17 protein-coding genes and 1 pseudogene are annotated in these 20,277 nt (G+C 61.7%); 7 read left to right on the top strand and 11 right to left on the bottom strand.

Annotated elements, in window-relative coordinates:
- The first annotated feature begins 8 nt into the window (after positions 1-8).
- The 6 genes from HX793_RS24040 to HX793_RS24015 all read left to right on the top strand — a co-directional run bounded on the left by HX793_RS24040 (position 9) and on the right by HX793_RS24015 (position 5,009).
- Positions 9-671 (top strand): amino acid ABC transporter permease, encoded by a 663-nt coding sequence (locus HX793_RS24040; RefSeq protein WP_016976586.1) that lies wholly within the window; start codon positions 9-11, stop codon positions 669-671.
- Positions 668-1,450 (top strand): amino acid ABC transporter ATP-binding protein, encoded by a 783-nt coding sequence (locus HX793_RS24035; protein ID WP_016976585.1) that lies wholly within the window; start codon positions 668-670, stop codon positions 1,448-1,450. Before HX793_RS24040 ends, HX793_RS24035 begins: the two co-directional genes overlap by 4 nt.
- 15 nt (positions 1,451-1,465) lie before the next feature.
- A complete protein-coding gene (locus tag HX793_RS24030) occupies positions 1,466-1,855 on the top strand; it encodes a RidA family protein (protein WP_010210958.1) in 390 nt (129 codons plus the stop codon).
- Between the two features lie 151 nt (positions 1,856-2,006).
- Positions 2,007-2,771, top strand: coding sequence for an IclR family transcriptional regulator (locus HX793_RS24025; protein WP_177053742.1), 765 nt, complete (start codon positions 2,007-2,009; stop codon positions 2,769-2,771).
- A 9-nt stretch (positions 2,772-2,780) separates the two neighbouring features.
- A complete protein-coding gene (locus HX793_RS24020) occupies positions 2,781-3,989 on the top strand; it encodes an amino acid deaminase (protein ID WP_177094385.1) in 1,209 nt (402 codons plus the stop codon).
- A gap of 111 nt (positions 3,990-4,100) precedes the next feature.
- On the top strand, positions 4,101-5,009 hold the full coding sequence (locus tag HX793_RS24015) for a sugar kinase (protein WP_177094387.1): 909 nt from the start codon (positions 4,101-4,103) through the stop codon (positions 5,007-5,009).
- Between the two features lie 52 nt (positions 5,010-5,061).
- Here HX793_RS24015 and HX793_RS24010 read toward each other — a convergent pair whose 3' ends face one another.
- The 11 genes from HX793_RS24010 to HX793_RS23960 form a co-directional block, all read right to left on the bottom strand.
- On the bottom strand, positions 5,062-5,337 hold the full coding sequence (locus tag HX793_RS24010; protein ID WP_003174397.1) for a peptidylprolyl isomerase: 276 nt from the start codon (positions 5,335-5,337) through the stop codon (positions 5,062-5,064).
- A 43-nt stretch (positions 5,338-5,380) separates the two neighbouring features.
- A complete protein-coding gene (locus HX793_RS24005) occupies positions 5,381-7,876 on the bottom strand; it encodes a PAS domain-containing hybrid sensor histidine kinase/response regulator (protein ID WP_177094389.1) in 2,496 nt (831 codons plus the stop codon).
- A 135-nt stretch (positions 7,877-8,011) separates the two neighbouring features.
- Positions 8,012-9,970 carry an acetoacetate--CoA ligase gene (locus tag HX793_RS24000; RefSeq protein WP_177094391.1) on the bottom strand — a complete coding sequence of 653 codons (1,959 nt, stop codon included), beginning with the start codon at positions 9,968-9,970 and terminating at the stop codon, positions 8,012-8,014.
- Between the two features lie 148 nt (positions 9,971-10,118).
- Positions 10,119-10,892 (bottom strand): 3-hydroxybutyrate dehydrogenase, encoded by a 774-nt coding sequence (locus tag HX793_RS23995; protein WP_177061918.1) that lies wholly within the window; start codon positions 10,890-10,892, stop codon positions 10,119-10,121.
- 7 nt (positions 10,893-10,899) lie between these two features.
- On the bottom strand, positions 10,900-12,291 hold the full coding sequence (locus HX793_RS23990; protein ID WP_177053736.1) for a GntP family permease: 1,392 nt from the start codon (positions 12,289-12,291) through the stop codon (positions 10,900-10,902).
- Positions 12,292-12,574: 283 nt separating this feature from the next.
- Positions 12,575-13,984, bottom strand: a complete 1,410-nt coding sequence (locus HX793_RS23985) for a sigma-54 interaction domain-containing protein (protein WP_177094393.1) — start codon at positions 13,982-13,984, stop codon at positions 12,575-12,577.
- 141 nt (positions 13,985-14,125) lie between these two features.
- Positions 14,126-15,697 (bottom strand): ABC transporter ATP-binding protein, encoded by a 1,572-nt coding sequence (locus tag HX793_RS23980; RefSeq protein ID WP_177094395.1) that lies wholly within the window; start codon positions 15,695-15,697, stop codon positions 14,126-14,128.
- 10 nt (positions 15,698-15,707) lie between these two features.
- Complete coding sequence (locus HX793_RS23975; RefSeq protein WP_177053733.1) at positions 15,708-16,730, bottom strand: ABC transporter permease; 1,023 nt, start codon at positions 16,728-16,730, stop codon at positions 15,708-15,710.
- Positions 16,730-17,791: a microcin C ABC transporter permease YejB gene (locus HX793_RS23970; RefSeq protein ID WP_016976573.1), complete on the bottom strand. Its 1,062-nt coding sequence runs from the start codon at positions 17,789-17,791 to the stop codon at positions 16,730-16,732. The genes HX793_RS23975 and HX793_RS23970 overlap by 1 nt, the downstream gene beginning before the upstream one ends.
- The gene (locus HX793_RS23965; RefSeq protein ID WP_177094397.1) at positions 17,791-19,650 is read right to left on the bottom strand and encodes an extracellular solute-binding protein; all 1,860 of its coding nucleotides are present in this window, start codon (positions 19,648-19,650) and stop codon (positions 17,791-17,793) included. Before HX793_RS23965 ends, HX793_RS23970 begins: the two co-directional genes overlap by 1 nt.
- Before the next feature lie 130 nt (positions 19,651-19,780).
- Entirely contained in the window at positions 19,781-20,062 is a 282-nt protein-coding gene (locus HX793_RS23960; protein WP_010210937.1) for a peptidylprolyl isomerase, read from the bottom strand.
- A 13-nt stretch (positions 20,063-20,075) separates the two neighbouring features.
- Between HX793_RS23960 and HX793_RS31030 the strand changes: the two are divergent.
- A pseudogene (locus HX793_RS31030) lies at positions 20,076-20,277 on the top strand (hypothetical protein); the annotation flags it as partial.

Here is a 20,277-nt window from a genome sequence, read left to right as displayed (position 1 = left end):
GGGCTTTCATGTACGAGTCCCCAAGCTGGCTGCATGAGTTGTGGATCGCCCGGGACACCCTCTGGGCGGGCTTTCAGGCCAGTGTTTATGTGTCGGCGCTGGCGATTATCTTCGGCACCCTGATCGGCATTGTCGCCGGGTTGATCCTGACCTACGGCAAGTTCTGGATGCGTGCACCGTTTCGCCTGTATGTCGATTTGATCCGTGGTACGCCGGTGTTTGTGCTGGTGCTGGCGTGTTTCTACATGCTGCCGGCGCTCGGTTGGCAGATCACCGCGTTCCAGGCCGGCGCGGTCGGGTTGACGCTGTTTTGCGGTTCCCACGTCTCCGAGATCGTGCGCGGCGCGCTGCAAGCCATTCCCCGTGGGCAACTGGAGGCGGGCAAGGCGATCGGCCTGACGTTCTACCAGTCCCTGGGCTATGTGCTGTTGCCCCAGGCGCTGCGCCAGATCCTACCGACCTGGGTCAATTCCTCCACGGAAATCGTCAAGGCCTCGACTTTGCTGTCGGTGATCGGCGTGGCCGAGTTGCTGCTCAGTACCCAGCAAGTGATCGCGCGCACCTTCATGACCCTGGAGTTCTACCTGTTCGCAGGCTTTATGTTCTTTGTCATCAACTACGCCATCGAGTTATTCGGGCGCTACATTGAAAAGCGGGTGGCCTTGCCATGAACCAACCTCACACCAACCAACCGCTGCTGAACATCCGTGGCCTGCGTAAGCAATACGGCCAGGTGGAAGTGCTCAAGGGCGTCGACCTGTCCATGCAGCGCGGCAACGTGGTGACCTTGATCGGCTCCAGTGGCTCGGGCAAGACCACGCTGTTGCGTTGCGTCAATCTGCTGGAAGAGTTCCAGGGCGGCCAGATCACCCTGGATGGCGAGTCCATCGGCTACAGCGAAATTGCCGGCAAGCGCGTGCGCCACCCTGAGCGCGTGATTGCCCAGCACCGTGCGATGACCGGCATGGCGTTCCAGCAATTCAACCTGTTTCCGCACCTGACGGCCTTGCAGAACGTCACCCTCGGCCTGCTCAAGGTCAAGAAGATGGGCAAGGACGAAGCCGTCGCACTGGCGGAAAAGTGGCTGGACCGCGTAGGACTTCTAGAGCGTCGCAACCACTTCCCCGGCCAACTGTCCGGTGGCCAGCAACAGCGTGTGGCGATTGCCCGTGCCATTGCCATGAACCCCAGCCTGATGCTGTTCGACGAAGTCACCTCGGCCCTCGACCCCGAGTTGGTGGGCGAAGTGCTCAGTGTGATCAAGGGCCTGGCGGAGGAGGGCATGACCATGTTGCTGGTCACCCATGAAATGCGCTTTGCCTATGAAGTCTCGGACAAGATCGTTTTCATGAACCAGGGCCGCATTGAAGAGCAGGGCACCTCGAAGGATATCTTCGAACGCCCGCAATCGCCGCGCCTGGCGGAATTTCTCAAGAACATTCGTTTTTAATCAGGAGCCTTTTTTATGAGCATTACTCGTTACGGTGCCGGTAGCACAGCCGGCGGTGGTCAACCCCGCCCGTTCGCCCGTGCGGTGGAAGCCGATGGTTGGTTGTACGTCTCAGGCCAAGTGCCTGCGGTGGACGGCGAAATCATCACCGGCGGCATCATCGAACAGACCCGCCAGACCATGCGCAACGTGGTGGCGATCCTTGAAGAAGCCGGTTACGAATTGAAAGACGTCGTGCGCGTCGGCGTGTGGCTGGAAGACCCGCGGGACTTCTGGAGCTTCAACAAGGTGTTCGGCGAATACTTCACCCCGGAACACGCCCCGGCGCGGGCCTGTGTGCAGGCGAACATGATGGTCGATTGCAAGGTCGAGATCGATTGCGTGGCCTACAAGAAAAAAGGCTAAATTGCCCGCCGCTTTCTCTGTAGGAGCGAGCTTGCTCGCGAAGATCGTCAACGATGACGCACGTAGTCTGGATGAATGCGTTGTCCTTGGTTTTTTCGCGAGCAAGCTCGCTCCTACAGGGGCCTTAACCAACTTGGGACAGATGATTGCCATGACCGAAGACACCATCAAACGCCGCGCCAAAGGCCTGGACCGTGCATTCGATATCCTCGATTTTCTCAAGGAAATCGGCCAGCCCCTGCGCCCGAATGATATTGCCAGCGGCATCGGCAGCCCCAAGTCCACTGTCTACGAACTGGTGGCGTCGCTGCTTGAGCGGCGCATCCTGGAAACGGTGGGCAAGGACGGTCACGTCTACCTCGGCCGTCAGCTGTATTTTCTCGGCCAGGCGCACCTGCGCCATTTCGACCTGACCCGCGAGGCCGACCACGCCTTGCAGGAAATCGTCAGCCAGACCCACGAAACCGCGCAGATGTGCCTGCTCAACGGGCGCAAATACACGGTGGCGCTGATGCGTGAAGGCGAGCGGCATTTCCGTATTTCCTCGGACATCGGCGAAAACGCGCCGATCCCGTGGACCGCTTCCGGGCGCCTGTTGCTGGGGCACTTGAGCGACCAGCAGATCATAGACCTGATCGATCACGACGACTTCATCCTGCCGGACGGCCAGCGCTTGGCGCTGGAGACCTTTCTGGCGCAAATCCGTCAGGCCACCCTCGATGGCTTCTTCTCCTTCGACAGCGTGGCCGACACCTTTACCCATTGTTTTGCCGCCCCGGTGCGGGACGCGCAAGGCATCAGCATCGCGACGCTGTGCATCGTCGCTCCACGCGCCGATGCCACAAAAAACTACAACGACTATCGCCGGGTGTTGATCGACAGCGCCAACAACCTGGCCCGGCGTATCAACGAATAGGAGTTTTCCATGTCTGCCATCAATGCCGTTGAAAAGGGCGCCGCCGCCGTCGGGGCCCACCTGGTCCGTGACGTCAGCCTGCCTGCCCTGGTGCTGCACCGCGACGCCCTGGAACACAACATCCGCTGGATGCAGGACTTCGTCAGCAAAAGTGGCGCGGAGCTGGCGCCCCATGGCAAGACCAGCATGATGCCGGCGCTGTTTCAGCGCCAGATCGAAGCGGGAGCCTGGGGAATTACCCTGGCGAATGCCGTGCAGACCCGCGCTGCGTATGCCGGTGGCGTGCGTCGCGTGCTGATGGCCAACCAACTGGTGGGCGCGCCGAACATGGCGTTGATCGCTGACCTGTTGGCCGACAAGGACTTCGACTTCCACTGCATGGTCGATCACCCGGACAACGTCGCCGACCTGGGGCTGTTCTTCGCCGCCCGTGGCCTGCGCCTGAACGTGATGATCGAATATGGCGTGGTCGGCGGCCGTTGCGGCTGCCGTAGCGAGCAGGAAGTGCGTGACCTGGCCAAGGCGATCAAGGCCCAGCCGGCCCTGGCCCTCACCGGTATCGAAGGCTATGAAGGCGTGATCCATGGCGAGCATGCCATCAGCGGCATTCGCGACTTCGCCGCGAGCTTGGTGCGCTTGGCCGTTGACTTGCAGAACAATGGTTCTTTCGACCTGCCCAAGCCTATCGTCACGGCCTCAGGTTCGGCGTGGTATGACTTGATTGCCGAGTCGTTCGAGGAGCAAAACGCCGCCGGACGTTTCCTCAGCGTGCTGCGCCCCGGCAGCTACGTGGCCCATGACCACGGTATCTACAAAGACGCGCAATGCTGCGTCCTTGATCGTCGCAGCGACCTCAATGAAGGCCTGCGCCCGGCCCTGGAAGTCTGGGCCCATGTGCAATCGTTGCCCGAGCCGGGTTTTGCGGTGATCGCCCTGGGCAAGCGCGACGTGGCCTACGACGCCGGTTTGCCGGTGCCGCTCAAGCGCTACAAGGCCGGTATTTTGCCGGCAGAAGGTGATGACGTGGGCGCGTGCAAGGTCACGGCGGTGATGGACCAGCATGCGTTCATGACCGTGGCGCCAGGGGTTGAGTTGCGGATTGGCGACATCATTTCCTTTGGCACGTCCCATCCTTGTTTGACGTTCGACAAGTGGCAGGTTGGCTGCCTGGTGGATGAGCAGTTGCAGGTGATCGAAAGCCTGCATACCTGTTTCTAGACCGCGTCGCCCCCTTCGCGAGCAAGCCCGCTCCCACACTTGAAATGCATTCCAAATGTGGGAGCGGGCTTGCTCGCGAAGGGGTCATCAGCCCTAACCGAGACAATCGCCATGACCACCCAACCCCGCATCGCCCTTATCGGCGAATGCATGATCGAACTGCAACACCGCGCTGACGGTAGCCTGCGCCAGGGCTTCGGCGGCGACACCTTGAATGCGGCGGTGTACCTGCGCCGCGAGCTGGGCAGCACCGGCAGCGTCGACTACGTCACCGCTCTGGGTGATGACAGCTTCAGCGATGCCATGTGCCAGCAATGGACGCAGGAAGGCCTGGGCCTGGGCATGGTCCAGCGCCTGCCCGGACGTTTGCCGGGTTTGTACTGCATCCAGACCGACGCCAATGGCGAACGCAAATTCCTCTACTGGCGCAACGAAGCCGCCGTGCGTGACTGTTTCACTACGCCCGCCGCCGAGCCGATCCTGGCCGCCTTGCCGGACTACGACGTGGTGTATTTCAGCGGCATCACCCTGGCGGTGTTGGGTGACATCGGCCGTGAGCGCTTGCTGCAAACCCTGCTCGAGACCCGTCGGCGAGGCGGCAAGGTGGTGTTCGACAACAACTATCGGCCGCGCCTCTGGGCCAGTGTTGAAGCGGCCCGCACGGCGTATCACCGTGTCTTGGCCGAGGTGGATATCGCCTTGTTGACCGAAGATGACGAGCGTGCGTTGTTTGGTTATGCCGACAGTGAACAGGTGTTCGCGGCGTATCCGGGGATTGAAGAGGTGGTGCTTAAGCGTGGGGCGGATGAATGCCTGATCCGTTGCAAGGGCGAGCGCTTTGCCGTGCCGGCGCTGAAGGTGGAAAAGGTGGTGGATACGACAGCGGCGGGGGATTCGTTCAGTGCGGCGTATTTGGCCTGCCGGCTCAAGGGAGGCTCGCCGGAGGAAGCTGCGCTGGCCGGGCATCGGCTGGCCAGTCGGGTCATCCAAGTGCCCGGCGCACTCATTCCCAAAGGTTAAGCGGATCTGTTGTGGCGAGCGGGCTCGCCACAATGGGCAGGCTACATGCCTGTCAGTCGCGGTAGAACACCTGCACCAGGTGGTACCCAAACTTGCTCTTGATCGGCCCGTGAACCACCTTCACCGGCTTCTTGAAAATCACCGCATCAATCGCCCCCACCATCTGCCCAGGCCGCACTTCACCCAAATCGCCGCCACGCTTGCCGGACGGGCAGGTGGAGTACTTCTTGGCCAGCACATCAAAGGCTTCGCCCTTGGCAATGCGCTGCTTGAGTTGTTCGGCTTCTTCGCTGGTTTTCACCAGGATATGACGGGCTTGGGCTTTCATTGATCTCTACCTGGTGTGCGACGGCGCGCGATTATGCCTGAACTCATTCGACCACGCTGATCATGCTGCGGATTTTGGTGGCCAGCAGGTCGATGGAGAACGGCTTGGCGACCATGTCCATGCCGTCCTCCAGGAAACCTTGGCGTTCGGCGGCTTTTTCGGCATAACCGGTCATGAACAATACGCGCAGTCCGGGGCGGTGTTGGCGTGCGATCTCTGCCAGTTGCCGGCCGTTCATGCCCGGCAGTCCGACATCGGTGACCAGTAAGTCCACACGCAAATCCGACTCCAGCAGCGGCAGTGCCGCCCGTGCATCCGCCGCCTGGTGGGCGGTGTAGCCCAGTTCATCGAGCACATTGACCACCAGCATGCGCACCGCCGGGTCGTCTTCGACCACCACCACGGCTTCGCCGGCCAGGGCCACCGGTGCTTCACCGAGGCTGGCGGGCAAACTGCTTTCCAGTGCCGTGCCATACAGGCGCGGCAGGTACAGACGCACGCAGGTGCCCAGGCCCGGCTCGCTGTGGATGGTCACGTGGCCGCCGGACTGTTGGGCAAAGCCATAGATCATCGACAGCCCCAGGCCGGTGCCCTGGCCGATGGGCTTGGTGGTGAAAAAGGGATCGAAAGCCTTGGCCAGAATCTTCGGTGCCATGCCGGTGCCGTTGTCGCACACACCGAGCATCACGTAGTCGCCAGCCTTGACCGGTTCAAGGGTGGTGATGTCGGTGCCGTCCAGGTAGCTATTGGCGGTTTCGATCAGCAGTTCGCCGCCGTCGGGCATGGCGTCACGGGCGTTGATCACCAGGTTGAGCAGGGCGTTTTCCAGTTGGCTGGCGTCGGTATTCACCGCCCAGATGTCGTGGCCCAGTTGCACCTTCAGCGCGATGTGCGCGCCTTTGGTGCGGCGGAACAAGTCTTCCAGGGAGGCGACCAATTGGTTCGGGTCCAGCGGGCGCCGGTCCAGCGACTGGCGGCGTGAGAACGCCAGCAAACGGTGGGTGAGGGCGGCGGCGCGATGGGCGGAGGCCACGGCGGCATCGGTAAAACGGCCGATCTCGTCACTGCGCCCGGCGGCGATGTAACGCTGCATCAGGTCCAGGCTGCCGATAATGCCGGTGAGCATATTGTTGAAATCGTGGGCAATCCCGCCGGTGAGCTGACCCACGGCCTCCATTTTCTGCGCATGGCGTAGCGCGTCTTCGGCGCGCTCACGCTCGTACATCTCGTTTTGCAGGCGTTGGTTGGCCTCCGCCAGGGCCTGGGTGCGCTGGGCCACGCGTTCTTCAAGGTTTTCGTTGAGGTGGCGCAGGGCTTCCTCGGTGAGTTTGCGTTCGGTTTCATCGATCACGAAGATGTAGAAACCGTTCACCGAACCGTCATTGCTGAAGCGCGGCAGGTACTTCATCAAGGCGTGGCGTGGGCGGCCGTCGCGGTGGGGGGTGATGGTCATGAAGCTGCAGGCCTTGCCCTTGAGCGCGGCGGCGATCTTGTCTTCACGTCCGGCATACACCGCGTCGCCGAGCACTTCGCGGATGGTCTTGCCGTACAGTTCCTGGGGCGTCATCCCGTACCACTCCAGGTACGCGCTGTTGTTCAGGCGAAAGCGCTGTTCATGGTCGACGTAACCGATCAGCACCGGCATGGCGTTGATGATCAACTGCAGCTCGGTCTGGCTCTGGCGCAGGGCCTGTTCGGTGTGTTTGCGTTCGGTCAGGTCCAGTGCGGCGCCGAGGAACCGTGTCGGCCGACCTTGATGATCCTTGTAGCAGCGGCCCCGGGCGAACACCCAGCGTATCTGGCCATCGGCCTGCAACAGGCGGTATTCCTCGGCGTACTCGGTGCCGAAGGTGATGCAGTGCTTGATACTGCGCGCCACCATGCCACGGTCTTCCGGGTGTACCCCGTGCAGGTAGTCGCTGATCGGCAACAGGCGCGCATCGCTGGGGTCGACGCCGTGCAGATAGGCGAAATGCGCGTCGGCGATAAAGCGGTCTTCGCCGATGTCCCAGTCCCAGGTGCCCACCGCATCGGTGGCGGCCAAGGCCAACTGCAAGCGTTGCTCGGTGTTGTGCTGTGCCTTGCGGCGTTCATTGGTTTCGATGGCGGTGACCAGGATGCCGGCCACTCGGGTGCTTTCATCGCGGATCGGGCTGTAGGTCAGGTCCAGCCAGATTTCCATGTCGCGATTGTTGCGTTGCAGCACAAAGCGCTGCTCGCTGAAGGTGCGCACCTGGCCGCTGAGTACGGCGTCATAGATCGGCGCGGTAAAGCTTTCCAGCTCCGGCCAGGTCTGATGCGCCGGCTGCCCCATTGCTTCAGGATGTTTGTTGCCGGCCAACTGGGCGAAGCCGTCGTTGTAGAGTTGCGTGAGTTGGTCGCCCCACAGCAGGAGCATCGGCATCGGCGAGTGGACGACGATATCCACGGCGGTGCGCAGGCTTTGCGGCCACCCACTGGCCTCACCGAGCGGGCTTTGCGCCCAGTCCAGCCGCGCAATCAATGCGGCGGCTTCGCTACCGGTGGATGTTCCAATCATGAAAAAGCCCTGAGCGTAACGCTTTGAAAAATGACAACACCCATTATCCCGTGACTTGGGAATGGGTGACTACCCCCGAAAAATAGCATGCATTCGGGGTTTGTCTTCAAATGAGTGCGTCAGCGCTGAAACCTTTCATCCGTTCGCCAGTTCAGGCCGGTCGCGAAACTGCTCCAGCGCCTGCGGGTTGGCCAGGGCGTCGGTGTTCTTCACCGGCTCACCGTGCACCACATTGCGCACCGCCAATTCGACGATCTTGCCGCTGATGGTGCGGGGGATATCGGTGACAGCGAGGATCTTCGCCGGCACGTGGCGCGGTGTGGTGTTGGCGCGGATCACCTGGCGGATCTGCTGCTCCAGGGCGTCGTCCAGCTCGACACCCTCGTTGAGGCGCACGAACAGCACCACGCGCACGTCGTCCTGCCAACGTTGGCCGATGGCCAGGCTTTCCTGCACTTGTGGGACTTTGTCCACCTGGCGGTAAATCTCGGCCGTGCCGATCCGCACGCCGCCGGGGTTGAGCACTGCGTCGGAGCGCCCGTGAATCAGCAGGCTGCCGTTGGGGCGCTGTTCGGCGTAGTCCCCTTGGGCCCAGACGCCGGGGAACTGGCTGAAATATGAAGCGAGCAGTTTCTTGCGCTCCGGATCGTTCCATAGCCCGATGGGCATGGCCGGGAAATGCCGGGTGCACACCAGCTCGCCTTTTTCGCCGACCAACGGCTGGCCCTGGTCGTCCCACACCTCAATGGCCATCGCCAGGCTCTTGCACTGCATTTCACCGCGACGCACCGGCAGCACCGGGTTGCCGATCACAAAGCAGGAGACGATATCGGTGCCACCGGACATGGACGACAGGCACAGCTCGCCCTTGATCTCGCGGTACACGTAGTCGTAGCTCTGGGGCGATAGTGGCGAACCGGTCGAAATCAAGCCTTTGAGACTGCTCAGGTCGTGGCTGAGGCGCGGTTGCAAGCCGGCTTTTTCCAAGGTGGCGAGAAACTTGGGACTGGTACCGAACACGCTGATCTTCTCGGCATCAATCAGGTCGATCAGCCGCTCGGGGCCTGGGTGAAACGGCGAACCGTCATACAGCACCGCCGTGGCGCCGATGGCCAGGACCGACACCAGCCAGTTCCACATCATCCAGCCGCAGGTGGTGTAGTAGAACAGGCAGTCCTCGCGGGACAGGTCGGCATGCAGGCCGTGTTCCTTGAGGTGGGTGAGCAGCACGCCGCCGGTGCTGTGGATGATGCACTTGGGCACGCCGGTGGTGCCGCTGGAATAGAGGATGTACAGCGGATGATCGAACGGCACCGCGACGAATTCAGGCTCGCCGCCGGGCTGATAGAAGTCCTGCCACAGCGCGACGCGGGCGTGGGTCTGATAGTCCTCGATCCTTGCCTGGGGACGCGTGTACGGCACGATGATCAACTGCTCCAGGGACGGCAGGCGTTCGAGGATTTCGTTGAGTTTGGTGGTCTGGTCGATGGTTTTGCCGGCATAGCGATAACCGGCGCAGGTGATCAGCACCTTGGGTTCGATCTGGCCGAACCGGTCGATCACGCCCTGGGTGCCGAAGTCCGGCGATGAGCACGACCAGATTGCGCCGAGGCTGGTGGTGGCAAGCATGCCCACCAGGGTTTGCCAGGTATTGGGCATGCACGCCGCGACGCGATCACCCTGGACCACACCGGCCGCCCGCAGGCTGTTTTGCAGGCCAGCGACATGGGCGGCCAGTTCGGCGTAGGTCAATTGCTCGCGCTGACCGTCTTCACTGAGGGCGACCACGGCGGGGTGATCGTCGCGGCGGCGCAGCAGATGCTCGGCAAAGTTCAGGGTCGCGCCGGGAAACCATTGGGCGCTGGGCATTTCGGTGTCTTCGATCAGCACCGCCGTGGGCGGGCTGCGAAATTGCACGTCGAAGTATTCCACGATCGCCCGCCAGAAATCCGCGCGCTGGTCGATGCTCCACTGATGAAGCGCCGGGTAGTCGCTGAGCTGCACGCTGTAGCGCTGGTTGATGTAGCGCCGGAACTGGTCCATCCGCGTGTGGGCGATGCGTTCCGGGGAGGGTTGCCAGAGGATGTCGGACATAGAGCTGCCTCTTATTCTTGAACCAACGCAGATCTAAACTGTGGGAGCTGGCTTGCCTGCGATAGCGGTGTGTCAGTCTGCGATGGGTTAACTGACCCACCGCTATCGCAGGCAAGCCAGCTCCCACATTGGATTATCGGTGCTTGATCTACTGGGCCAGCCAGCCGCCGTCGATATTCCACGCCGCGCCGCGCACCTGGCTGCCGGCTTCGCTGCACAAAAACAGCACCAACTCGCCCAATTGCGGCGGTGTCACAAACTCCAGCGACGGCTGCTTTTCCGCCAGCAGATCATGCTGCGCCTGCTGCGGGTCAACGCCTGCGGCGGCACGGTCATCAATCTGCTTCTGCACCAGCGGCGTCAGCACCCAGCCGGGGCAGATGGCGTTGCAGGTGACGTTGCTGGTAGCGGTTTCCAGGCCAACGACCTTGGTCAAACCAATCACGCCGTGCTTGGCCGCCACATACGCCGCCTTGCCCACCGAACCGACCTGGCCATGCACCGAGGCGATATTGACAATACGCCCCCAGCCCTTGGCCTTCATGCCCGGCAAACTCAAGCGTGTGCTGTGGAACACCGACGACAGGTTGATCGCAATGATCGAGTCCCAGCGTTCGGCGGGGAAGTCTTCGACCGCCGCCACATGCTGGATGCCGGCATTGTTCACCAGGATATCCACGCCGCCGAATTCACGCTCGGCGTAGGTGATCATGTCGGCGATTTGCGCCGGGTCGCTGACGTCCGCCGGGTGATGGCCGACCTTGCCGCCGAACGCCTGTACCTGGGCGATCACCGCGCTGGCGTCGCCGAAGCCGTTGAGGATCAGGTTGGCGCCGGCCTTGGCCAGGCTCAAGGCAATCCCCAAGCCGATGCCGCTGGTGGAGCCGGTGACCAGGGCGGTCTTGCCGTTCAATGTCGTCATGAAAACCTCACACAATGCCGGTGGCGTAGAAAGTACCGATCACCACGAACACCGCGAGGGTCTTGATGATCGTGATGCCGAAAATGTCCTTGTAGGCTTCGCGGTGCGTCAGGCCGGTGACCGCCAGCAGCGTGATCACCGCGCCGTTGTGGGGCAGGGTGTCCATGCCGCCGCTGGCCATGGCTGCGACGCGGTGCAGTACTTCAAGGGGGATATTGGCCGCATGGGCCGCCGAAATAAAGCTCTCGGACATGGCCGCCAGCGCGATGCTCATGCCACCCGACGCCGAGCCGGTGATGCCGGCCAGCAGGGTCACGGTGATCGCTTCGTTGACCAGTGGGTTGGGGATGCCCTTGAGCCAGTCCGCCAGCACCAGAAAGCCCGGCAGCGAGGCGATCACGGCGCCAAAGCCGTATTCCGACGCGGTGTTCATCGCCGCCAGCAATGCACCGCTGACCGCGCTCTTGCTGCCTTCGGCGAGCTTGCTTTTGATTGCCGAGAAGCCGAACACCAGTACCACGATAATCCCCACCAGCAATGCCGCCTGCACCGCCCAGATCGCGGTGAGCTTGGCGATTTCGGTGGTCACCGGGGTGGTCATGCCTGGCAGGGCGAGGCTGTGGGTCTTGCCGTACCACTGCGGGATCCAGTGGGTGAACAGCAGGTTCATCACGCCCACCAGAATCAGCGGCGACAGCGCGATCCAGGGGTTGGGCAGCGCCAGGTTGTCGGCCGTTTCCGGCTCGTTGCGCAGCTCGGTGCCGTAGCCTTCACCGGCCCGTTGCGCCTTGTTGCGCTGGCGTGCCAGGTACAGCATGCCGGCGCAGAACACGAAGATCGTGCCAATCAGGCCCAGCCATGGCGCAGCCCAGGCCGTGGTGTTGAAGAAGGTGCTGGGGATGATGTTCTGGATCTGTGGCGTGCCGGGCAGGGCGTCCATGGTGAACGAGAACGCGCCGAGGGCGATGGTCGCTGGGATCAGACGTTTCGGGATATTGCTCTGGCGGAACATCTCCGCCGCGAACGGGTACACCGCAAACACCACCACGAACAGCGACACGCCGCCGTAGGTGAGCAGGGCGCAGACCAACACGATCACCAGCATCGCCTGGCGGGTGCCGAGCAGCCGGATCGCTGCGGCGACAATGGAGCGCGAAAAGCCCGACAGCTCGATCAGCTTGCCGAACACCGCGCCGAGCAGGAACACCGGGAAATACAGTTTGATAAAGCCGACCATCTTCTCCATGAACACGCCGGTAAAGGCAGGCGCGACGGCGGACGGGTCGGTGAGCAGGACAGCGCCGAGGGCGGCGATGGGGGCAAACAGGATAACGCTATAGCCACGGTAAGCAGCCAGCATCAGCAGCGCGAGCGCTGCCAGGGCAATGATCACACTCATGGTGTGTCTCCATCGGATTGTTATTTTTGTGGGGTGTTGCTGTAGGAAGGGCTATAGCGAGATGTGTGCCAACTAGTTAAGTTGTTGAAATATATAGATTTTATTTCTATTTATTGAAGTGCGTCTCCATTTAGAGACAAATGAGCCCCCTGTAGGAGCGAGCTTGCTCGCGAAGATCGTCAACGATAACGCGGGGAGCTTGAACAAACGCGGTGTAATTTGGTTTTTCGCGAGCAAGCTCGCTCCTACAGTGGGTTGTCTTTAAATTGAGACTTTTGTCTCGTTATGGAGATTCGTTTATTCCCAGCGCCACCATCTTCTTGTACAACGTCGACCGCCCAAGCCCCAGCTGCTTGGCGGCCTCCACCACATTGCCCTCACATGCCCTCAACGCCGCCGTGATGATCTGCCGATCAAACCGTTCCCGCGCCGTGTTGAAACTTTCCCCCTCAACCGTCGCGACGGCGCTGCTACGCGCCACCGGCGTAAAAGTACCAATCGCCGCCCGTATTTCCCTGCCATTCAGCACCAGGTCATCACTCAGCAGCGCCGCGCGTTCCAACACATTGCGCAGCTCACGGATATTCCCCGGCCACGCATGCTGCGCCAGCAGCGCCAGGGCTTCACGGTCCAGCTCATGCTGGCTGCGCAACTCCTCAAGAATCGCCTCGCTCAACGCTGGAATATCTTCCAGCCGCTCACGCAACGGCGGCACCTGGATCGGCAGTACATTCAGCCGGTAATACAGGTCGGCGCGGAATTCACCGCGTTTGATCGCCGCTTCCAGGTCCATCGACGTGGCCGCGATCACCCGCACATCGCTGTGCAGCATTTCGTTGGAGCCGACCGGCTCGAATTCCTTTTCCTGCAACACCCGCAGCAATTTGCTTTGCAACGGCAGGGGCATGTCGCCGATTTCATCGAGGAACAGCGTGCCGCCCTGGGCAATCTGAAATTTGCCCGCACGGCCCTTGCGGTCGGCGCCGGTAAACGCACCCGGCGCGGTGCCGAAGAACTCGGCTTCGAGCAGGTCAGCGGGAATCGCTGCACTGTTGATGCTGACAAAAGCCTTATGCGCACGGCTTGAAGCGCCGTGAATCGCCTGGGCCAGCAGTTCCTTGCCGGTGCCGGTCTCGCCCAGCAGCAACACTGGCGACTCGGCGCTGGCACTGCGCCGCGCCCGGCGCTTGACTTCGAGGCTGGCGGCGCTGGTGCCGATAAAGTGGGCGAAGTTGTATTTGCTCTGGCGTGAACGCAGCAACGAGCGTGTCGAGGCCAGCTCCTGCTGCATGCTCAGGTAGCGCTCGATCAGCGGTGACAGGTTGCGCAGTTCATCAAACAGAGCAAACCCGATCGCCCCGATCACCGCGCCCGCCTCGTTGTGGATCGGCAGGCGCATCACCACCAGCGGGCCCTTGGGCGTGTCCTGGATATCCAGCAGGATCGGCTGGTCATTGCGCACCACCTGGCGCAACAGGCTGTTGGAAATCACCTGTTCACACGGCTGGCCGATGGCCTCGTCGGCGCTCTTGAGGCCGAAACGCTTGGCGTAGCGCTCGTTCATCCACACGATATTGGCGTCGCGGTCGACAATCACCGTGCCTTCGCTGGACTGTTCGATGATCTCGAACAGCGACTGGATGGCCAGGCCACGAACCTGCTGATAGTCCTTGAGGTTATCGGTGATGTTCATGTTTAGGCTACCAACACAAATTGGACATGGAGTCGCGATCCTTGTGGGAGCGGGCTTGCTCGCGAAGGCGGCGTGTCAGTAAGCATATCCGGCACTGATACACCGCTTTCGCGAGCAAGCCCGCTCCCACAGAGGGCGTGTTTACAAGGGAATATGCGCCGCTGCCAGCAGCTCTTTGGTGTACGGATGTTGCGGTGCATCGAACACCTCATGGCTGGCGCCGCGCTCCACCACCTTGCCGTCCTTGATCACGATCATGTCATGTGCCATCGCGCGCACCACCGCGAGGTCATGGCTGATAAACAGGTAAGTCAGGCCGTACTTCTCCTGCAGTTCACGCAGCAGCGCCACCACTTGTTTTTGCACGGTACGGTCAAGGGCCGAGGTGGGTTCGTCGAGTAGCATCAGCGCCGGCTTGAGTACCAAGGCGCGGGCGATGGCGATGCGTTGGCGCTGGCCACCGGAAAACTCATGGGGGTAACGGTGACGGCTGGCAGGGTCGAGCCCCACATCCTTGAGCACCTGCACCACTTGCGCATCGCGGTCGGCCAGGCTGCACGGCGCATGCACCTCCAGGCCTTCGCTGATGATCTGCTCCACGGTCATGCGCGGGCTGAGGCTGCCGTAAGGGTCCTGGAACACCACCTGCATCTGCTTGCGCCATGGGCGCATCTGCTGGTGGTTCAGCGGGTCGAGGGCTTCACCCTGGAAGCGGATGCTGCCCGTGGAGTCCAGCAGCCGCAGGATCGCCTGGCCCAGGGTGGATTTGCCCGAACCGGACTCGCCGACAATCCCCAGGGTCTTGCCGCGTTGCACGCTGAGGCTGATGCCGTCTACAGCACGCAGGTAGGTCTTGCGCCGGAACAACCCGCCACCGAGGGGGAATTGCACGGTCAGGTCGTCCACCTGCAACACGGTTTCGCGTTCGTCACTGCACAGCGCATCACCGTCCGGCTCGGCATCCAGCAACAGGCGGCTATACGGGTGTTGCGGCGCATTGAACAGGCTCTGGCAGTCGGCCTGTTCGACAATCTCGCCTGCGCGCATCACGCACACGCGCTGGGCAATGCTGCGCACCAGGTTGAGGTCGTGGCTGATCAGCAGCAGCGACATGCCCAAGCGTTGTTGCAAGGACTTGAGCAGCAGCAGGATCTTGCGCTGCACGGTCACGTCCAGCGCGGTGGTGGGTTCGTCGGCGATCAGCAGTTCCGGTTCGCAGGCCAGGGCCATGGCGATCATCACCCGCTGGCGTTGCCCGCCGGACAGTTGATGGGGATAGGCCTTGAGCCGCTCCCGTGGTTTCTGGATGCCCACCAGGTCAAGCAATTCCAGAATGCGCGCCTGGGCTGCCTTGCCACCCAGGCCCTTGTGCAACAGCAGGGTTTCGCCGATCTGCTTTTCAATGCTGTGCAACGGGTTCAGGGAGGTCATCGGCTCCTGGAAGATCATCGCAATGCGGTTGCCGCGCAGCTTCTGCAGGGTCGCCGCCGATGCGCCGATCAATTCCTGGCCGCGGTACTGGATAGAACCGCTGGTTTCAGTGCCGGCTTCGGGCAGCAATTGCAGGATCGAGTGGGCAGTCACCGACTTGCCCGAGCCCGACTCACCCACCAGCGCCAGGCACTCGCCGGGGCGCACGTCCAGGCTCAGGTTGCGCACCACGGTCTGGCCGCTGAAGGCGACGCTGAGGTCGCGGATTTCGATCAGGTTCATAGGCGGTCACTCATGAGCGTGGGTCGAAGGCATCACGCAATGCCTCGCCGATAAACACCAGCAGCGACAGGATCAGCGCCAGTGTGAAGAACGCCGTCAGGCCCAGCCAGGGCGCTTGCAGGTTCTGCTTGCCCTGGGCGATCAACTCGCCCAGGGAGGCGCTGCCTGCCGGCATGCCGAAACCGAGGAAATCCAGGGCGCTCAGGGTAGAAATTGCGCCGGTCAGGATGAACGGCAGGTAGCTCAAGGTCGCGGTCATGGCGTTGGGGAGGATATGCCGGCGAATGATCTTGCCGTCACCCAAGCCCAAGGCCCGTGCGGCCTTGACGTATTCCAGGTTGCGCCCGCGCAGGAACTCGGCGCGCACCACGTCCACCAGGGCCAGCCAGGAAAACAGCGCCATGATCCCCAGCAGCCACCAGAAATTCGGCTCGACGAAACCGGACAGGATGATCAGCAGGTACAGCACCGGCAGCCCGGACCACACCTCCAGCACGCGCTGGCCAATCAAATCCACCCAGCCGCCGTAATAGCCCTGCAATGCGCCGGCCGCAATACCGATGGCGGCGCTGATCGCGGTGAGCGCCAGGGCAAACAGGATCGATACCCGCGCACCAAAGATCACCCGCGCCAACACATCCCGTGACTGGTCGTCAGTGCCCAGCCAGTTCACCGCCGAGGGCGGGCTGGGGGCAGGGCGGGTCAGTTCGTAGTTGGGCGTGTCGTCGCTGAACGGGATCGGCGGGAACAGCATCCAGCCGCCGTCCTCCTCAATCAGCTTTTTCACGTAGTCACTGCGATAGTCGGCCTGGAACGGCAGCTGGCCGCCGAACTGTTGCTCGGTGTACCGCTTGAACACCGGGAAATACAGTTCGTTCTTGAAACTCAACACCAGGGGCTTGTCGTTGGCGATCAATTCGCCACCGAGGGTCAGGATAAACAGGCCGATAAACAGCCACAGCGACCACCAGCCGCGACGGTTCTTCTTGAAGCGCTCGAAACGTCGGCGCGCCACGGGAGACAGTTTAAGCATCAGGCGTTCCTCGCGGCGAAGTCGATACGCGGGTCCACCAGGGTGTAGCAGAGGTCACCGATGAGTTTTATCAAGAGGCCGAACAACGTGAAGATAAACAACGAACCGAACACCACCGGGTAATCGCGGGAGACGGCGGCTTCGTAGCTCATGCGGCCCAGGCCATCGAGGGAAAAGATCACCTCGATCAGCAGGGAGCCGGCGAAGAACACGGCGATGAACGCCTGGGGAATCCCCGAGATCACCAGCAACATGGCGTTGCGAAATACGTGGCCGTACAACACGCGCCGTTCGCTCAGCCCCTTGGCGCGCGCGGTCACCACGTACTGGCGCGTGATTTCATTGAGGAATGAGTTTTTGGTGAGGATGGTCAGCGTGGCGAACCCCCCGATGACCAACGAGGTAACCGGTAACACCAGATGCCAGAAATAATCGGCAATCTTGCCCACGGTACTCAGCTCTTCGAAGTTCTCCGAGACCAGCCCGCGCACCGGGAACCAGTTCAGCGACGTACCGCCGGCAAACACCACGATCAGGAACATCGCAAACAGGAACGCCGGCATCGCGTAGCCGATGACGATCGCGGTGCTGCTCCACACATCGAAGCTGCTGCCATGGCGCACCGCCTTGCGAATCCCCAAGGGGATCGACACCAGGTAGGTAATCAGCGTGGCCCAGAGGCCGAGGGAGATGGTGACGGGCATTTTTTCCAGGATCAGGTCGATCACCGTCTTGCCGCGAAAGAAACTGTTACCAAAGTCCAGCTGCGCGTAGCTCTTGAGCATCAGCCACAGGCGTTCCGGAGCCGGCTTGTCGAAGCCGTACTGTTTTTCGATGTCCGCGATCAACTTTGGGTCCAGGCCACGGCTGGCGCGGGAGCCGCCGCTGATGCCTTCGCCGGAGGAACCACCGACGCCACCGCCGCCAATGCCTTGCAAGTGGGCAATGGCTTGCTCCACCGGGCCGCCGGGGGCGGCTTGTACGATCACGAAATTCACCAGCAGGATGATCACCAGCGTCGGGATGATCAGCAGCAGGCGCCGCACGATATAGGCAAACATCAGCGCGCCCCTCCGCGTTTTTTCAGCTCAGCATTCATTTGTTCGTTGGTCAGTGGCGTGGGGCTGATTTCCCACCAGGTTTCCAAGGCTTCATCGTTTTTCGCCTCGATGGCCGGGCGGCCGAAGCGATTCCACCACGCGGCGGAGGTGCCGGGCGGGTAGTAATTGGGGATCCACAGGTAATTCCATTGCAGCACCCGGTCCAGCGCGTGGGCGTAGGTGAGCATCTGCGCCTGGGTGTCGGCCTTGACCAGGCCCTTGATCAGGCTGTCGACGGCCGGGTCCTTGAGCACCGCGTAATTGTTGGCGCCTGGGTCGTAGGCTGCTGCCGAGCCGAAGTAGTTGTACAGCTCCATTCCCGGAGAAGTAGTGACAGGAAAGCCGATCACGATCATGTCGTAGTCCCTGGCCATTATTCGATTGACGTACTGCGAGGAGTCGATACGGCGGATATTCAAGATAATGCCGATCTGCGCCAGGTTACGTTTGTACGGCAGCAGCAGGCGCTCCAGGCCGTTCTGAGTGTTAAGAAACGTGAACTCCAGTGGCTCGCCCTCGGCGTTCACCAGTTTGTCGCCGTCCGGTTTCCAGCCGGCTTCCTCCAGCAAGGCCAGGGCCTGTAATTGCTTGTCGCGGATCATGCCGCTGCCGTCGGTGACCGGCGCCTTGAAGACCTGGGTGAACACCTCGTCGGGCACCTGGCCGCGCAAGGGTTCAAGAATCGCCAGTTCTTCTGGGGTCGGCGGCTGGCTGGCCGCCAAAGGGCTATTGGAGAAATAGCTTTGCTGGCGGATGTACATGTTGCGCATCATCTGCCGGTTGGCCCACTCGAAGTCCCACAGCATCGCCAGGGCCTGGCGCACGCGGCGGTCCTTGAACATCGGTTTTTGCACATTGAACACATAGCCTTGGGCTGGTTGCGGCATTTCCTTGGCCAAGTGCGCGCGTTGCAGGCGGCCATCATCCAGGGCCGGGCCGTTATAGCCGATGGAATAGCCGGTGGCGGAAAACTCGCGGTTGAAGTCGTAGGCTCCACCGCGCAATACCTGGCGGGCCACTTCGGTGTCGCCGAAATACTCCAGGCTCAAGTGATCGAAGTTGTACAGGCCACGGCTGACGGGCAAGTCCTTGCCCCACCAGTTGGGGTCGCGGGTAAAGGTGATGGTGCTGCCGGAGTCGATCTTGCTGACTTTATAGGGGCCGCTGCCGAGAGGCGCTTCATAGCCGCCGCCGTTGGCGAAATCGCGGGTTTTCCACCAGTGTTCCGGGAAGACGGGCAGGGTGGCGATGTCCAGGGGCAGGGTGCGGTTTTCATTGCTGGAGAAATCAAAGCGTACCTGACGTTCGCCTTCGACTTCGACGTGCTTGACGTCGGCAAACAGAGTGCGAAAGCGCAGGCTGCCTTGGGTCATCAGCAGGTCGAAGCTGTAGCGCACGTCTTCGGCGGTGATGGGTTTACCGTCGGCAAAACGTGCCTTGGGATTGAGGAAAAAACGCAGCGACAGGCCGTCATCGGCGCGCTCCATTTTTTCGGCCACCAGGCCGTAGACGGTGTAGGGCTCGTCCAGGGAGCGCTGGGCCAGGGGCGCATACAGCCAGCCGTCGACCTGGGAAACCCCGATGCCTTTGTCGATATAGGGCAACACGTGGTCAAAGCGCCCGATCTCGATGGCCGAACGGCGCAGGCTACCGCCCTTGGGGGCATTCGGGTTGGCGTAGTCGAAATGGGTAAAGCCGGCGGGGTACTTGGCCGGTTCGCCGTACACGGTCAGGTACGGTTGCGGTGCCGCGATCACGGCGGTGCTGGCCAGCAGCAGGGCCAGGGTCGAACTAAAAATGTAGGAAAAAGCCAATCGCATTGTCAGCCTTGAACGCCGTGTGAAGTAGAAAAGGGATTTGTACGCTAACGGCATCAGCGTCGCCAGTCATCACATGCACAACGGCCCACCAAAAGGCGGGCCGTTGTTTAGGGCATCAGCGCAGACTGGATCAGTCCTGGCGGCTGGTGACTTCCAGCAGGTGGTAGCCGAACTGGGTTTTCACAGGGCCTTGCACGGTGTTGACCGGGGCGCTGAAGACGACAGTGTCGAATTCCTTGACCATCTGGCCTGGACCGAACGAACCCAGGTTGCCGCCGTCGCGGCTGGATGGGCAGCTGGAGTTGGCTTTGGCGATCTCTGCGAAATCGGCGCCGCCTTCGATTTGGGCCTTGAGTTCGTTGCACTTGTCTTCAGTGGAAACGAGGATGTGACGGGCGGTGGCTTTGGCCATGGGGAGTAACTCCTTGAATGAAAAGGGTGAGCCTACCGGATTCAGGCGGTTATTTCTTGGCAAAGTTCCGTTGGGGTGGTGGGTGGTGGTGGTGTACATATCCGTTGCTGCGGTGATGGCTGATATGGGTTCCGCCCTTACGGCGGGTCACTTTCGAAAAGCCGGAATGCCGGCCCAGTCGAAAGTAACCAAAGCGCTCTTGCCCCAACACTCGG

Source organism: Pseudomonas reactans (assembly GCF_013387025.1).
Classification (GTDB): domain Bacteria; phylum Pseudomonadota; class Gammaproteobacteria; order Pseudomonadales; family Pseudomonadaceae; genus Aquipseudomonas; species Aquipseudomonas reactans.
This window is presented reverse-complemented; position numbering and strand designations above follow the sequence as displayed.

Coding starts and splice junctions, on each gene's coding strand:
- HX793_RS24040 (WP_016976586.1), top strand. CDS start 9: ATGTACGAGTCCCCAAGCTGGCTGCATGAGTTGTGGATCGCCCGGGAC.
- HX793_RS24035 (WP_016976585.1), top strand. CDS start 668: ATGAACCAACCTCACACCAACCAACCGCTGCTGAACATCCGTGGCCTG.
- HX793_RS24030 (WP_010210958.1), top strand. CDS start 1,466: ATGAGCATTACTCGTTACGGTGCCGGTAGCACAGCCGGCGGTGGTCAA.
- HX793_RS24025 (WP_177053742.1), top strand. CDS start 2,007: ATGACCGAAGACACCATCAAACGCCGCGCCAAAGGCCTGGACCGTGCA.
- HX793_RS24020 (WP_177094385.1), top strand. CDS start 2,781: ATGTCTGCCATCAATGCCGTTGAAAAGGGCGCCGCCGCCGTCGGGGCC.
- HX793_RS24015 (WP_177094387.1), top strand. CDS start 4,101: ATGACCACCCAACCCCGCATCGCCCTTATCGGCGAATGCATGATCGAA.
- HX793_RS24010 (WP_003174397.1), bottom strand. CDS start 5,337: ATGAAAGCCCAAGCCCGTCATATCCTGGTGAAAACCAGCGAAGAAGCC.
- HX793_RS24005 (WP_177094389.1), bottom strand. CDS start 7,876: ATGATTGGAACATCCACCGGTAGCGAAGCCGCCGCATTGATTGCGCGG.
- HX793_RS24000 (WP_177094391.1), bottom strand. CDS start 9,970: ATGTCCGACATCCTCTGGCAACCCTCCCCGGAACGCATCGCCCACACG.
- HX793_RS23995 (WP_177061918.1), bottom strand. CDS start 10,892: ATGACGACATTGAACGGCAAGACCGCCCTGGTCACCGGCTCCACCAGC.
- HX793_RS23990 (WP_177053736.1), bottom strand. CDS start 12,291: ATGAGTGTGATCATTGCCCTGGCAGCGCTCGCGCTGCTGATGCTGGCT.
- HX793_RS23985 (WP_177094393.1), bottom strand. CDS start 13,984: ATGAACATCACCGATAACCTCAAGGACTATCAGCAGGTTCGTGGCCTG.
- HX793_RS23980 (WP_177094395.1), bottom strand. CDS start 15,697: ATGAACCTGATCGAAATCCGCGACCTCAGCGTCGCCTTCAGCGGCCAG.
- HX793_RS23975 (WP_177053733.1), bottom strand. CDS start 16,730: ATGCTTAAACTGTCTCCCGTGGCGCGCCGACGTTTCGAGCGCTTCAAG.
- HX793_RS23970 (WP_016976573.1), bottom strand. CDS start 17,791: ATGTTTGCCTATATCGTGCGGCGCCTGCTGCTGATCATCCCGACGCTG.
- HX793_RS23965 (WP_177094397.1), bottom strand. CDS start 19,650: ATGCGATTGGCTTTTTCCTACATTTTTAGTTCGACCCTGGCCCTGCTG.
- HX793_RS23960 (WP_010210937.1), bottom strand. CDS start 20,062: ATGGCCAAAGCCACCGCCCGTCACATCCTCGTTTCCACTGAAGACAAG.